Annotated in this window: 12 protein-coding genes; 8 read left to right on the top strand and 4 right to left on the bottom strand. The window is 65.6% G+C overall.

What is annotated here, in order from left to right; translation table 11 throughout:
* Positions 1–68: 68 nt before the first annotated feature.
* Positions 69–1,661 (bottom strand): serine/threonine-protein kinase, encoded by a 1,593-nt coding sequence (locus VNF92_06960; GenBank protein HVA57610.1) that lies wholly within the window; start codon positions 1,659–1,661, stop codon positions 69–71.
* 635 nt (positions 1,662–2,296) lie between these two features.
* Complete coding sequence (locus VNF92_06955) at positions 2,297–4,945, bottom strand: protein kinase (protein ID HVA57609.1); 2,649 nt, start codon at positions 4,943–4,945, stop codon at positions 2,297–2,299.
* Between the two features lie 422 nt (positions 4,946–5,367).
* On the opposite strand from VNF92_06955, the gene VNF92_06950 reads away from it, so the two are divergent.
* Positions 5,368–7,809 carry an FtsX-like permease family protein gene (locus tag VNF92_06950; protein ID HVA57608.1) on the top strand — a complete coding sequence of 814 codons (2,442 nt, stop codon included), beginning with the start codon at positions 5,368–5,370 and terminating at the stop codon, positions 7,807–7,809.
* Positions 7,810–8,161: 352 nt separating this feature from the next.
* Here the strand turns inward: VNF92_06950 and VNF92_06945 are convergent, their stop codons facing one another.
* A complete protein-coding gene (locus tag VNF92_06945) occupies positions 8,162–8,368 on the bottom strand; it encodes a ribbon-helix-helix protein, CopG family (protein HVA57607.1) in 207 nt (68 codons plus the stop codon).
* Positions 8,369–8,450: 82 nt separating this feature from the next.
* Between VNF92_06945 and VNF92_06940 the strand changes: the two genes are divergently transcribed.
* The 4 genes from VNF92_06940 (at position 8,451) to VNF92_06925 (ending at position 11,741) form a co-directional block, all read left to right on the top strand.
* Entirely contained in the window at positions 8,451–8,717 is a 267-nt protein-coding gene (locus tag VNF92_06940) for a multiubiquitin domain-containing protein (protein ID HVA57606.1), read from the top strand.
* A 6-nt stretch (positions 8,718–8,723) separates the two neighbouring features.
* On the top strand, positions 8,724–9,104 hold the full coding sequence (locus tag VNF92_06935) for an E2/UBC family protein (protein HVA57605.1): 381 nt from the start codon (positions 8,724–8,726) through the stop codon (positions 9,102–9,104).
* 14 nt (positions 9,105–9,118) lie between these two features.
* Positions 9,119–10,483, top strand: coding sequence for a ThiF family adenylyltransferase (locus VNF92_06930; GenBank protein HVA57604.1), 1,365 nt, complete (start codon positions 9,119–9,121; stop codon positions 10,481–10,483).
* 361 nt (positions 10,484–10,844) lie between these two features.
* Positions 10,845–11,741, top strand: coding sequence for a hypothetical protein (locus VNF92_06925; GenBank protein ID HVA57603.1), 897 nt, complete (start codon positions 10,845–10,847; stop codon positions 11,739–11,741).
* A 503-nt stretch (positions 11,742–12,244) separates the two neighbouring features.
* Here the strand turns inward: VNF92_06925 and VNF92_06920 are convergent.
* Positions 12,245–12,538, bottom strand: a complete 294-nt coding sequence (locus VNF92_06920; protein HVA57602.1) for a hypothetical protein — start codon at positions 12,536–12,538, stop codon at positions 12,245–12,247.
* Between the two features lie 530 nt (positions 12,539–13,068).
* On the opposite strand from VNF92_06920, the gene VNF92_06915 reads away from it, so the two are divergent.
* From VNF92_06915 to VNF92_06905, 3 genes are all read left to right on the top strand, one after another.
* Positions 13,069–13,935, top strand: coding sequence for a hypothetical protein (locus tag VNF92_06915; GenBank protein ID HVA57601.1), 867 nt, complete (start codon positions 13,069–13,071; stop codon positions 13,933–13,935).
* A gap of 199 nt (positions 13,936–14,134) precedes the next feature.
* Positions 14,135–14,569, top strand: coding sequence for a hypothetical protein (locus VNF92_06910; GenBank protein HVA57600.1), 435 nt, complete (start codon positions 14,135–14,137; stop codon positions 14,567–14,569).
* A gap of 110 nt (positions 14,570–14,679) precedes the next feature.
* Positions 14,680–14,906: hypothetical protein (locus VNF92_06905; protein ID HVA57599.1), on the top strand; the 227-nt coding region annotated here is incomplete at its 3' end.

Raw genomic sequence — 14,906 nt, 5'->3', positions numbered from 1 at the left:
GGCTGGGACAGAACGACTGGATCAACATCGGTGTGCAAGTCTAAATCATGAAGGGACGATCCGGCGAATCAGTGCCGCGGCGGTGCGAGGAGTATGCGAACCCATTGCAGGTCTACCCATTTACCGTCCGTACACTCAATTGTCAGCATCAGGGGATTGTTGACGTCCTTCGGATACATCGGATCTCCAGGTCCAACCCGCAGTACCGTGCCTGCCGCTTGCATGGGGGCGCCTTGCGGACTGATTAACTTGCACGATTGCGCATGTCGCGCCACCCAAGCGTAATCATACGTGTCACCACTATCGAGCACGACCGAGCCCTCATTCGAAGCACTCAGGCCACCCGAACCATGGACGGTGAGCAGCACGGTGGGCCCTCGCACGGCAGCAACCGTCACAGTCACTGCGTCTGCCAGCACGGTTCCATCGATGGATGGGCACGTAATCGCAATTTGCATACTCGTTCCGGCAGCCGGGAAGAATGGGTTGCCGCGGACGACCTTGTTGCTGCCAGAAGCCATGATGCCGGAGGTTGCGGGAGCCACCATCTCGCAGACCCCATTGGTAGTCCCTTCGGATGTCCATGAGTAGGTGTACTCCACGTCAGAAGGATCAAGCAGCACCGGCCCATGCGACCCATCGACCGTGAGGTGCAAATACGGCTTACCTCCTGGGGGCTCGTTTGCCCGGGTTGGTCGGTGAGCAAACCAAAGCGCCGCTGTAAAGAAGGCTAAGGTGCCCATGGCAACCAGCGCACCGCGGCGGCGCACACGCAAGACAGGAGGGGGCGCTAGTGGGACCGTGCGGGGGAGCGCCGCCGGGTTCTCAGTAGACGCTGCCTCCAGCGCGATCGCGAACTCACCGGCAGTTTGAAACCGGTCGGCTGGCGTCTTGGCGAGAGATCGCGCCACGGTCTCGTCGACAGCGATCGGCACGGTGCTCCGCACAAGATGCAACGGGGTGGGCACGGCATTGAGCACGCGTGCGGCGAGGGCCTGCCAGTTCGCGCCCCTGGCCGGTGGCTCCCCGGCCAGCATCTCATAGACCACCGCTCCGAGCGAATACACGTCGCTACGCGCATCGAGGTCGCGATCTCCCAAAAGCTGCTCCGGACTCATGTACTCCGGAGTCCCGAGCACGTAGCCAGATTCCGTGAGCCGTTTGCCTCCGGCGCGTTGGACCGCGAGGGCGATGCCGAAATCAGCCAGGATTGCTTCCCGGTCTTGCAGCAAAATGTTGTGCGGTTTTACGTCGCGATGCACAACATTACGTGCATGTGCATAGTCGAGGGCCGCCGCAATCGGCTTCACAATGGCAACCGCGTCAGTGAGGCTCAACTGGCGCTCTCGATCCAGCCGGTCCCGCAGGGATTCACCCTGAATGTACGGCACCACATAGTACGGCATATCGGCGCTCACGCCCGAGTCAATCAGCGTGAGGATGTGCGGATGCTGGAGGCTCGCAGTAATGCGGATCTCCGCGAGGAAGCGCGCTACATCGGATGCCTCGCTGAGTTCCGGCTTGAGCACCTTGAGGACCACGTCGCGGTCGTGCTTCAGGTCACGAGCGAGGTACACATTTGCCATTCCCCCGGGCCCGAGCTCACGCTCAATGCGGTAGCGGTCAGCAAGCCCGTTTCGGAAGTCCTCGGTAATCGGCATAGGCATCGCCAACATGCCGCCTAGGGGCACTCGACACCAGGGTGCTTTCCGAGGACGGGGACTCGGGGGATGGCTGGCTGTACTGGCGTCTTTTCACTCTTGAAGGATCTCTCGGCAAGGCGTGTGGCATCCGGTCACGCCCCCGCGATCTGACATGCTTGGGAGGGCTGGCAGAACGGCTATTGCACCGGTCTTGAAAGCGGCCGTGATTTGACGCGGTGCCGATCGTGCAAGCCGTTTCCACCTGGGCGGTTGTGCCGATTCCACAGTCCGGCCCGGTCCGACCGTTGTGGCACGAATGTGGCTATTGGAAGCCCTTCCCCCACCACCGCTCCCGCCGTCGCCCACGTCCGCACTCCGCGGCACGCCGCCGCGCCAGTCTTGAAAGCGAGCGACCGGAGTATGAGCATTTGCACATGCTGCGCGGCAACCCATTGTCGGTAGGCCATCCGGGTCGTTCACGACGGTCGTCCTCTTCCCGGCGCGGCTCGAGGTCTACCGCGTGGCCGGAATGCCGCAGTCCCCGCGAGTGTCGCGGACGAACCCCGTGGACACGCTGGCAGCGGAATAGCCGGACCCAGAGACTCGAGTGCCCGGCGGGCCAATCCATGGTCGGATTCGGCGGGCCCGGAAAATCAGCGGCTACGCAGTATCGCCGGCCAGTTGGCGATCACTGTCGCCGGCACGGGATGTTGGTTGTCGTCGTACAGCAGCAGCAGGCGTCCGTCCGGTGCCGCGCTCAGACTCACCACGCCCACCGGCGCGCCGGGAACTGGTGTGGGACGCCCGATCTGCACCGGCGGACCGGCCGCGACCGCGGCCGACATCAGGTGCTGGGTTGCGTCGACAAAATAAAGCGTACGTCCATCGCGGCTCCAGGTGAGCGGATCGGCCTGGCCCGTGCCCGCCGACCAGGCTCCGTTCTGCGACACCGGCTGTTGCCCGTCGGCATCGGGCAAGGCCGTCAGGTAGACCTCCCAGTCGCCAGTCTGATTTGACAGGTAGGCAAGCAACCGGCCGGAGGGAGAAATACGAGGACTCATCTGATCGCCCGGCGCGGCGAGCAGCACCTCCGGTCCGGCGGGCTGCGCGGCGAACCGGAATCGGATCAGATCAAAGCCGGTGGCCGTGACCTGGCGGGTTCCCACCGCGAACGAACCATCGGGCGACCACGTGTCGATCAACCCGGGGCCCGTGAGTCCCGACGCATAACTGGTGATCGGGCGTTGGTCCACCGAGACGATGCGCGTGACGGTATCGCCAGCTGGCTGCACGGCGATTCGCGAGCCATCCGGAGACCACGCCGCCGCGTAGTAGACGTCGGGGTGGGTGGTGAATTGAGTCCAGCGCTGCGCCGCCAGTTGGTAGAGCCAGACGTCGACCAGCGGGCTGTCGGGCTCCGATCGCTCGGTCAGGATCTGACGGCCGTCGGGTGACAGGCCGACGTACGCGTACGGCCCCGGCGGTACGACGGCCACCTGCGTTTGCGTGGCGGGGTTGAACCAGACCATCCGGCGTTCGCGCCCCAACGGCCCTCGATAGACCAGAAGGTCGCCGGCCGGCGAGAAGTTGCCGATGTACTTGAACGGCCACGATTCGATCCCGGGCGCGACGGCGACCGCGCTCCCGGAGAACGTCGCGGTACCGGGGGAGAACGGCCGAGCAAAGAGCGCGCCATCCTGCACGTAGAAGAGCCGGCCATCTGCGAAGGCGACGTTCGACGGCACATCGAGCAGGCGCCGTGTCCGGTTCGAACCCAATTCGCCGACGACCTCCGCACCGGCCTGCCCGACGCCACCGCCCTCTACGAACAGGAAGTGCCGTCCATCGGGAAGAAAATATGGCAGCCGGTATGTCCGGGCTTCGCCGGCCGGCTTCGAGGTCTCCGGTCGCGCATCGCCGCCGGCCGCCGACACGCGATAGATGGACGTATTGAGGTCGGGCGCATAGAGGATCACACCATCGCGGTTCCACGTTCCACCACGTCCATTCAACGCCGGCGCCAGATCGCGAATGGCGCCGCTCGCGAGGTCAATGCGCTTGAGCCTCCCGTCGGCAAAGAAGCCCAGGCTCTGTCCGTCCGGCGACCAGAACGGATAGATGGCATTCGCCGTACCGGGGAGCGCGCGCATGGCGCCCGTGGCGAGGGTGCGGATCCAGAGCGACTGCGCGCCAGCGCATCGCACCACGAACACCATCGCGGCGCCGTCGGGGGAGAGCTGCATGAGGTTGCTGGTGGCCACGTCGCCGAAGTCGCACCCGGTGGGCGGCAGGAGGCTGGCGCGCAGCGGCGGCTCCGGCTCGGCGCCCCTGGGGCGGTGCAGCGTGCCGGCGAACACGCCGATCAGCGCCGCGGGAATCCAGGCCCACTGCAGCCAACGCGCCCGGCGGGCAGCGCCCGCGCCGGCGGCTGATGCCGGGTGCGCGCGCCGCCGGTGACCCGCGGCGCCCACTGCATCGTCACTCAGCGCCTGACCGAACTCCGCGGCCGTCGCAAACCGGTCGGCGGGGAGTTTGGCCAGCGCCGTGAGCACGGCGTGCTCCACCGCCGGCGGCACCGTGTCGCGCAGCGTATGGAGCGGCGTCGGGCGTTCGGCCAGCACCTTGGCCACGATTGCCTGCACGCTCGACCCGGTGAACGGGGCGTCGCCCGCGAGCATCTCGTACGTCACGGCGCCCAGGGCGTAGATATCGCTGCGTGCGTCGATGCTCCTCTCACCCATCGCTTGCTCGGGTGACATGTACTGCGGCGTCCCGAGTGAGAGTCCCGTCTGCGTCATGCGCGCGCCGCCCGCACTCTGAACGGCGAGCGCGATCCCGAAGTCGGCGACCAGCGCCTGCCCGTCGTGCAGTAGAATGTTCTCCGGCTTGATGTCGCGATGAATCACGCCGTGGCGGTGGGCGTAGTCCAGCGCGCTCGCCACTTCGCCGGCGATGCGCACGGCCTCGGGGATCGGGAGCTGCTTCTCGCGATCGAGCCGCTGGCGCAGCGACTCGCCGGCCACCATCGGCATCACGTAGAACAGCAGCCCGTTCGCGTTTCCCGAATCGAGCAGCGGCAGGATGTGCGGGTGCTGCAGCTTGGCCGTGGTCTTGATCTCGGCCAGGAACCGCTCGCCGCCGAGTACTGCGCCGAGATCGGGATGCACGACTTTGATCGCAACGTCGCGATCGTGGCGCACGTCGTGGGCGAGGTAGACGGTGGCCATGCCGCCGGCGCCGATCTCGCGCTGGATGGCGTAGTGGCCAGCCAAGGCCGCGGTCAGCGTCTCGATCTCGCCCATGTCAGTCCGCCGTGAGATGTCAGGCGATGGGAACCCACCGCCCAGCGCCCACCAACATACGGGCTTCAAGCCGCACCGGCCACCATGCGTCGCGTGACGGCGGGTGACGGACGGCGGGTGGCGGCTCGACCAGTCGACGTCCCTCTCATTAGATTGGACCCCGTGGGAGGGCTGGCAGAACGGCTATTGCACCGGTCTTGAAAGCGGGTGCTTTCATCTTCGCCTGGAGAAACCGTAACAAATTGTCACCACGTATCTTGTGCAGTGTGCGTGAGGTTGACATACTAAGCTATTGTGGCTGCGTTGTGGCTATTTGGAGTCATTAGCCGCCCCGCCCGCGATTACCGCACCGTGCCGCCTTGGCGTCATGCGCCCCATCCCGCACTCTTGACCGTGTCCCGGCCGGGCATGAGCATTGGCGAATGCTTCCAACGGCCATGGAACTCCGGATAGCTCTGCGCACGCTGCGCCGCAGCAAGGCGTTCGCCACGTTCAGCATCATGGCCCTCGCGCTGGCGATTGCGGCCAACACGACAATGTCCGCCCTCGTGGACGCGCTGCTCTATCCGACGTATGCGTTTCCCCACCCGCAGCAACTCATGATGGGCGTATTCAACACGCCCGGCGTCATGCACATGAAGGGGCTGGATCTACGAGGTGCGCTGGGAGACTCGGGCCGCACGTACGAAGGAGTCTCCGGATGGGCGGGAGGTTGGCCGTTCGTCGCCCCGGGCCCGGTCATCATCGGCGGACACGCGATGCAGGCCGCCGCGCTCCATGTGGATGGGAACTACTTCAAGGTTGTTGGCTCGCGGCCCGAGCGCGGCGCGTTGTTCTACGATGCCACAGCCGAAGACCGCCACCTGGCCGTGATTGCCGATCGACTGTGGACCCGGCTCGACGGTGCGCATAGGACGTTCGCGCCGTTCACGGTGACGGTGAGCAACGTGATGTACACGGTCACCGGGGTGCTCCAGCCGCACGCCGGCGCCCCGGCCGATGTTGATCTCTTCGTGGCCACGCGCCCCCTCGCCGCCGTGGGGCGCTTCGCGTTGATCCGGCTCCGGCCAGGCATCACGCGACAGCAAGCGATGGCCGAGCTCAAGCCGATCGCGCGAAGTATCGACCCAAACCACTCTGATCGCGCGAGCATCGGACTCGTCCCCGAGGTTCCATTGCACGCCAAGGTGGGCGGCCTTCCGCTGGCGCTGGGCGGGGCAACGCTCGCGGTGCTCCTCATCGCGTGCGCCAACATCGCCAATCTGCTCCTCGCCCGCGGCATGTCACGGAGTCGGGAGTTGGCCACGCGGATGGCGTTCGGAGCTACGCGCCTGCAGGCCGCGCGCCTCCTGTTCGCCGAGAGCGGGTTGGTCGCCGCGGCGGGCGGTCTTGCCGGCTTGTTTCTCTCCTTCTGGACCATCCACCTGCTCGCGGCCTCGCTCCCCGCCGATCTGCTGGGCCTCGGGCTCGTGGAGCCGCAACTCTCCTGGCGCGTCGTGGCTGCTGGCGTGGGGCTCACGGTGATGGCGGCGGTCGTGTTCGGCGTCGCTCCCGTGCTGCTCCTCCGCCGCGCCGACGTCGGAACGCTACTCAAGGGTGGTGGAAGCCGGACCGTCACCGTGGGGGGCGCGCGCTTCCGTCTGCTCGTCGTCGTAGAGGTGGCCGCCGCGCTCACGCTCGGCGTCTCGGCGTCGTTGCTCACCGCCGCCGCGGGGCGGCTCCAGTTCCTGAGCCTCGGGTACAATGCCGGCCATCTCGTGGCGGGATTCATCTCCGAGAACCGGGCGGTGCCGGCCGGGCCCAGTGCCGTCCTGCACGGTCAGACGTCGCCGACCGGAGCGAACGCCAGGGCGCTCACCGCCGAACGCTCCGCCGACCTGTCCAGCATCCGGTCCATGCCCGGCGTGGTTTCCGCGTCGGTGGTGTGGCAGGCGCAGCTCGCCGGCGACGTGCACGTGGCGCGGCTGGACGGCACCGAGCCGAGGGTCCCGATTCAGTCTTCGGTTTCCACCTATTTCGTGGATCCGCAGTTCCTCAAGACGCTGGGCGCCACCCTGGTCGAGGGGCGGGATTTCCAAGTCGGCGAGGGTGGCCCCGTCCCGTCGGTGATCCTGGACCAGACGGCGGCACGCTGGCTCTGGCCAAACAGCTCGTCCATCGGACAGTTGATTCACTTTGGGCCCACGGAGAATGGGCAGCCGTGGATGCGGGTGGTAGGAGTGGTCCGGCCGATGCTCTTCCGCGTGGACTGTGGCATCGACGAGCCGTGCGAACGGCCACTGGTCCTCATCGCCAACAGTACGTCGTTCGCCGCGCCGCGCAGCTTCGGCGAGTACGCGATCCGCGTACGAGGGGCGCCCAGCCGCGAAGTGGCGCAGCTCACGCCCCTGATCGCCGCCGCGCACCCGGGCGGCCGGTCCATCCTCACCACCTGGGGCGACTTCACCGGACTCGACGCGGCCAAGGTGAGCCATGACTTCATCGCGTCGCTCTTCGCGACTTTCGCCGCCATCGGCCTCTTGCTCGCATTGATCGGGGTCTACGGCGTGGCGGCCTATGGCGTCGAGCGCCGGAGTCGCGAATTCGGCGTCCGCATCGCGCTCGGCGCCAGAGCCAGCGACATCATCAGGTACGTGTTGCGCGACGGAAACGCCACGGCGCTCCTCGGAATCGCCCTTGGATTGCTGGTCGCCAACTGGGGCGAACAGTTCATCGCGAAGTTCCTGTTCGGATTCGACGAGCAGGAACCCTACTTCCTAGCGGCTTCAGTGGTACTCGTATTTGCGGCGACCGTGCTCGCCGGGATCCCGTCCGCGCTGCGGGCGGCGCGGGTGAACCCGGTGGACACGCTGCGGTCGGAATGAGTGCGCTCTTTCCCCGCCTGCGCCGGGAACGTTGAGGCGAGCCCCACTCAAGAGGCGCTGCAGCTCCGCGTTGAGCCGCTTCATCCATCGGCTCCGCTCCGATCAGTTGTCGTTACAGTTTCTGCGCAGGCTACGGCGGAGGAGTGACCACTGAATTCCATTCAGCGCTATCAGACATCTGGTGCGCTGACCGGCAAGAGCAGGTGCGCCTTCGGCACGAGGGAAGGTGTCGGTCTTCGGGGGTCGGACTGGTCCTACCCGCGGGGGCGCGCCCCGCCGGGGGAACTGCCCATTTGATACAGGCCCCTCGAGTCGAGTTGCCAGACCGACCACGCGCTCCGAACTCGCTAGCCTACTTGTTGAGCATTTGGCTGGCCCGCTGAATCCGCTTCTCAAGGCTGTCTTGGAATCGGCGGTCCCGTCGGCGCTTCTCAATATGGTCCGCGATTGCCGCCCGGATCACCTCCGCAATCGGCTGATCATCGACCGCGGCCACGGTTTCTAGCGCCTCTGCCTGTTCGGGGGAGAGTCTAACAGTCATCGCCTTGGCTGGTTTCATGCGTGATACCTTACCACCTTGACACCGTTCCTGTCAACGTCTATGATACCGTGGTATCACGCCACCGAACAGGAGAGTCGAGATGGTCACCGCGGATCACGAGAAGCAACCTGAACGCCGTCAAATTCAGATTGATCGTGTGCACTACACAGTCACCGCGTCGGCAATGACGGGGACGGAACTGCGACAACTGCCCACTCCGCCGATTTCTCAGGATCGAGATCTCTTCGAAGTGGTGCCCGGCGGCGCGGATCGAAAGATCGACGACGGGACCGTTGTTGAGATTCGCGACGGGGCCCGGTTTTTCACTGCCCCCGCACACATCAATCCAGGCCGATACGTCGGTTAGGACCGTATGACTCTTCCGGCAATCGATCTCCAGTACCTTGGTGAGCGGATTATCGAACACCGCGTCGCGATTGAAGCGAACATGACGTGCGTTGTGCTGGCTGGTTTTCAGGTGCCACTCGGCTATGACCGGGAGCGCGCGGATCTCCTCCTGCGCTTGAACCCCGGCTATCCCGACGTGCCTCCTGACATGTGGTGGTTCGATCCGCCGCTGCGCCGCGCCGACGGCCGCCCGATCCAGGCGGCTGACACGTTTGAAAATCACCTTGGTCGCACTTGGCAACGCTGGTCGCGACACTTCAGCACAGGTCAATGGCGCTCAGGGATCGACACGCTCGAGAGTTTCGTCGCATTGATCCGACGAGAGCTGGTTCGATGCGTTCAATGACCTCAACGCTAGTCGTGAGCGACGCCATCTTCGCCGAGCTGAATCGCGCCGCGCGGCTTCCCGTAGAAACCGCAGGAGTTCTGTTGGCATCTGTCGTGAGCACGAAGTCCGGGCCTCGTTTGCTCGGGCGCCGGCTGCTTTGGGTCAACGAGGATGCGTACGCTCGACGGGAGGCCGATGGCCTCTCGATCCGATCCTCGGGCTATGTGCACGCGCTTGGCGAAGCCGCGAATATGCAAGCCGCCGCCGTTTGGCTTCACACTCACCCTGGAGTTGGCTCACGACCCGTCCCCAGTCGGCACGACCACGATGTTGATTCGGAGCTGATTGACGTTTTTCGACTGCGCACGGGCAGCCCGTACTACGTCAGCATGGTCATCGCGCCCACGTCGGACACACTCTCATTCACTGGTAGTATTTGGTCGTCCGATGACACTAGATGGGCACTCGATCGGATCCAGGTCGTCGGCGACCGACTCCAGGCTCTATCATCGTTCGAAAGGCACCAGCGCTCTGAACACGCCATGTTCGATCGCAACATTCGAGCCTTCGGGCCCGCCATGCAGGCGACGCTTGACGAGCTACGAGTGGGCATCATCGGCTGCGGAGGTACTGGATCGAGTGTTGCCGAACAATTGGCTCGATTAGGTGTGCGTCAATTCACCCTCGTGGATCCGGATGAGCTGACCGCGTCGAACGTCACACGCCTCTATGGTTCGACGCTTGCGCAAGTAGGCGCACCCAAAGTTGAAGTTGTCGGAGCTCATCTGCGCGACATCAATCCTTCGGTCCAGGTCGATCAGCTTCGTTCGAGCATCTGCGTCCAATCGACGGCAGAGTCGTTGACTGATTGCGACGTCCTATTCGGGTGCACCGATGACAATGCAGGCCGGCTGGTCTTATCGCGGCTTGCCACATACATGATGCTACCCGTCATTGACTGCGGCGTCCTTCTTAGTGCAGATGCTCATTCACGAGTGGCCGGGATCGACGGGCGCGTTACTACTTTGGTACCGGGGCAGGCGTGTCTCGTGTGTCGTGGACGGATCAATCTGAGGCGCGCAGCGTCGGAGCTTCTGACGCCCGACGAACGGAAGCGACGAGCTGAAGAGGGGTACGCTCCTGCACTCGGAGGCGTAGAGCCCGCTGTGGTTAGCTTCACCACTGCCGTGGCGGCCGCGGCAATTTGCGAGCTGCTGGAGCGCCTTATTGGTTATGGTCCGAGCCCGCGACCGAGCGAAGTTCTTCTTCGGATGCACGAGCGGGAGATCTCCACAAATCGCGCCGAGCCGCGAATTGGGCACTATTGTCATGAGGCTGCCGGCAAGGTGGGACTTGGGATCACGACACCGTTTCTCGAGCAAACGTGGTCGCAATGAGACTGCGTTTTTGGGAGTGGTGGCCATGGTGGTCCTGGCGGGTCGTCGGCGTAGTCGAAGCCGCGGATGACGTACCGGGTCGCCTGCCGCCGCGGGCCGCGGTTCTTGTCGGAGACCGAAAGACGCCGAAGTGGTTGAGCTTTGACTGCCCTTGCCGCAACAATCATCGCATTCTAGTGAATCTTGATGAGCGTCGCCGGCCAGTATGGCGCCTCGCTCATGGACGTAAACTGTCGATCTCACCAAGCATCGATGCCTTGGGGCCAGTTGGTCGGTGCCATTTCTTTATCACGAGCGGACGGGTCAAATGGGTTTGAATCAAGAGGGGTCGGCCTTGCCCCCTGGGCCAAGAGGAGAACCATTGACCGAGGGTCGCGAGGACGCCGGTACGCCGCTCTCCACACGACCGGCGAAGACGCCGATGTATCAGGCAATTCATGCGGCCCGATATCACCGTCAGGAGCGCATAAGGGAAATCCAAGAAGTCGAGGGGAATTGTCTCCTCTGCTACGTCTGCGGTCCGCGGTCATCAATCGACCGCGACGACGTCGTTTTCTTTGCAGACCTGGTTCACAACGTCCAGAGGGGCTCAAACATCGACCTCTTGCTGCACACGGGCGGTGGGGACATCGATGCCGCTGAGAAACTCGTCACGCTCCTACGGAACTGGGTCGGGAATGGGCGACTTCGCGTTATCGTGCCGGACTTCGCGAAGAGTGCCGGCACGCTTATGGCGATTGGCGCCGATTGCATCGTGATGAGTGACACGTCCGAGCTAGGGCCCATCGACCCGCAAATCGTCGTGGCAGACGCGAACGGCAATCGTGTGGCCCACTCGGTGAAGAGCTACCTCGACGCGTACGGACAGCACGCCGAGGCACTCCGGGCCAACCCGACGGACCCCGTCGCTCGAATGATGCTCGACAAGCTCGATCCCGGCACTCTGAAGCTCTTTGAAGCCGTCCATAGGCGCTCTCAAAAACTCGCTGAGGACCAGCTCAAGACAGGCATGCTTCGGGACAAAGGCAACTACACATCGGTAGCAGCGAAGCTAATCGATACTGACCACTGGCTGACGCATGGGAAGGTCATAAACCGTCAAGCGGCCGAGGCGATGGAGCTTGACGTCGCCTACCTCCCCGCGACAGAGGACGTGTGGCGTCGCTACTGGCAGCTCTACTGCCTACAGAGGCTCAGCCTCAGTGACGGTGGCAAGCTGTTTGAATCCGAACACGTGTCCTTGCCAGTTTCAGGCTGAGCCTACACGCCGCCGGTGCCTATTGCGGCGCGCCGTCGTTGGAACGGCCCGGCGTCGCCGCTCGCTCAGGTCCTGTCACCGCTGGGTCGATTAGCAATCGCGGCCCCGATCGCCCTGGGATCCCTCGCCGCAGCCAGCTGGCCTCCGCCATCTCCGGCTCGGCCCGCTATCGTTTCTCGTGTATGCCGCCCCCAGGGCATGACGCGCCCGAGCTGATGCGCTCATCGACCCCAAGGAACCCAGAAGAGTCCAATTTCATCAGGCGGTTGCGCTGGCTGAGCGACGTGTCGGCGGGCAGAAGGACGGAAGCGTCGTGTTGCCGATCGAGTGCACTGCGCTAAATATCTCGTCGTTCCGGGGGAGTGGGTGCAGTCATGAGTCATCATCAGTAAGGACGCCAGGACCCCGGCGACCAGCCGGACCCCGGCGGTGCCAATGTCAGGACGTGAGGCGCCCGGGCACCCGCCTGAGTCCTTCCCCCCGGCAACCTCTGTGGGGCGGGATCACATGAAGTGGGCGTACTGCTTCGTCATGTCCGCGGGCGTCAGAGCCCGCCATCCGTAGGGAACGATGGCGATAACGGATGCGTCGGGGAAGGCGAAAGCCTCGCAAACCAGCGGCCCGGCCCATTCCTCACCCTCGTCGTCCAATCCGTCGACCGCGGGTTCGAAGACCACGAACCCGCGGCGGGTGTCCTGTTCAGCGAGGTCCGCGATGTGGTCGCCCATGCGGTTGAGCACGTTGCCCTGGTCGGTGTACCCGTGTGCTGCGCACCATGCGATGGCGTCGCCGGCCATGTCGGAGTCCTCCATTGGTGTTTGAGAGTGGCGAGCGCGTAACCCATGAGAGATACCGGTCCGTGGCTGCGCTCCGATGCGAGGGGATAGGCGTCGAGCTCTTCCCGCGACAAGCTCGCCCAGCCACCCCCTATCGTCCCGCGTTTGCACGCGCCGTTGGCGCGCGCATTTGCAGAGGTCAGGCGACTGGCGCACCACGGGGGCGCGACCGTCGGCCTACTCCATGTACTGGCGGCGCGTCCCTGACCGGTAGCCGTTGCCGCGTGCCGCCTCGCCCTTCTATCGTGTGGGCGGCGGCCATGCCCGGACGGGCCGAGTTTCCGGCCGCGCGCGACGGCCCCGCGTGGTGAATGGGCGGATCACTCGTCCTGTTGCGGGCGTCCCTGTTGCGGCGGGTCCCTCTGGCCCTCCACGCTGCTCGTATGCCCACCGAACGCGCAGCAACTCACCCTGACCCGTTCCAGCTGCCTCTGTTTCCGGCGGCGGCCCGGACGCCGACCTTTCTCGGGACCGGATTCTCGATTTTCAGGGTGCCGATCGTGACGTGGGTGGGCATCCACGGCGCGGTGACCGAGCGCCAGCTGCTCTATCGTTTTTGGCTGTACGACGGGGTCTCGGCTAGCCACGGCTTCCGGGTCGTCCAACGCCTCGTCGCCCAGGGGCTGCTCCAGCGCCACCCGCTTACGGCATGGACCGGCCACCGGTCGCAACATGTGGTCACGCTGACACGCGCCGGCTGGGCCGAGCTGCCGCCCGCCCGGCCGATTGCGGCCCGCGTATCCGAGGCGCACCTGATGCAACTGGCGCAGGTGGCGCTCATCCGCGAGGCCGCGGGGTGGACCTTCGTCCGGTGGGCCGAGGCCTGGCCGCGCCTGCGAGACCTGACCCTGAAGGCCGCCCGGGCGCGCCTCGGACGCCAGGGGGCGCAGGAGTATGATCTCCTGTCCCGGGTACGGGACCCCGGCCTGAAGGTGTGGGCGTTGGTCCACGCCGGCACCGGCGACGTTCGACTCCTGGTCCCGGTGCGATCGACACGAGGGCTTCGCCGCGTCTGCCGCGGCCTCGCCACGCTGTCCCATTTCGCGGAATTCCGGCCGCTGGAACTGGAGCTCGTTGCGGCGGACGTCCCTGCGGACCTCGCGGAGAAGCGGGTTCGCGAGTGGTTCCGGGGGTGGCACTATTCCGGCGGGAAGCGCGGGAAGCGGCGGCCGTCAGGCCAGCCACGCCGACCGATCGCCGTCAACATCCATTCCGTGCCCCCGTATGGCGAACTGCCCCATCCGCATCGATTGAAGATCCCGACAGAGAGCGCGTACGCGCGAGCCGGGGTCCCCGGCCCCCTGACGGCGCGGTCGGCCTCGATGTGGCTGGCTACACGGCCGGGTGGGGTGCTGTAGCCATGGGCCGGGGGACCGACGGAACGGTTCCCCGAGGCTGGCGGTCGCCAAATTGCGGTGTGGCAAGGACTTCTGGCATGGCTGGCCGCGCCGGGCATCGCGTCGTCCGTCGCACGGCGTCGAAAAATGTGCCAGTGATAGGCATGCACATCGGCGAGCCGGCGAGTCCCCGTATGGTGTTGGCGCCATGAAATCGCCCATGCCCTATCCGCCTGACCGCCCCGGCGACCCCTCGTCGGAAGAGCGCGTCATCGAGCGCGCGTACTACGAGAACGGGGCCCTGAGGTGGGAGCGCGCCGGGATCCGAACCAGCCAGCCGCCCGCCCTCCCCCCCGCGCCCCCACCTGAAGATCCTCTCTGGCTCGAGGCGTTGGCCTGGGTACTCGGCGGGTTCTGGAGCGGGATAGAGGTGCTCGCGGGAGCCGTCGGCAGCATTCTTATGGTGATCGGCGGCCTGGCACTAGGCCTCCTCGCCGCCGTCGCGGCGGTGGCCCTCGTCGTCGCGACCATTGCCGCTGGATATGGAATTGGGGGCTGGATCGACGGCCCGTCCGGGGCCGCCGCGGGGGCCTGGATCGCCGTGGCCGCGGTTCTGATCACAATCATCGGGGCCGCGAGTCGCCGTGACTCGTGACCGTACACGTGGGCCGATTGCGCTCGTGGCCGCCGCGCGGTCCCCGGTCCGTCCGGGCGCGGCAGTCGTCGCGAGTTGCGGCTCTACGGGACCGGCTCCGGCCCGACGCCATGACGTCTAGCCTGGTCGCGGAGATGCGCTCGATCATCTCCAGGGTCCTGCCCGCGTGGAAGGACGCTGGATTGGATCCGCCGGTCTGGGCGCTGGCGCTGCATCCCCAGGTGGTAGAGAGGTGCGAGGGGTGTGGGGCCTGGGGGACGCTGATCCCGGGTGACGGGTGCCCCCACCCCACGGAGCGCCGCGGGTTCATCGAGGTGATCGCGCTGACCACCATCGG

The sequence above is a fragment of the Gemmatimonadaceae bacterium genome, assembly GCA_035533015.1.
In the GTDB taxonomy this organism is placed as follows: Bacteria; Gemmatimonadota; Gemmatimonadetes; order Gemmatimonadales; family Gemmatimonadaceae; genus JAGWRI01.
Note: the sequence above shows the minus strand (reverse complement) of the source record. Positions and strands in the feature narration are given on the sequence as shown.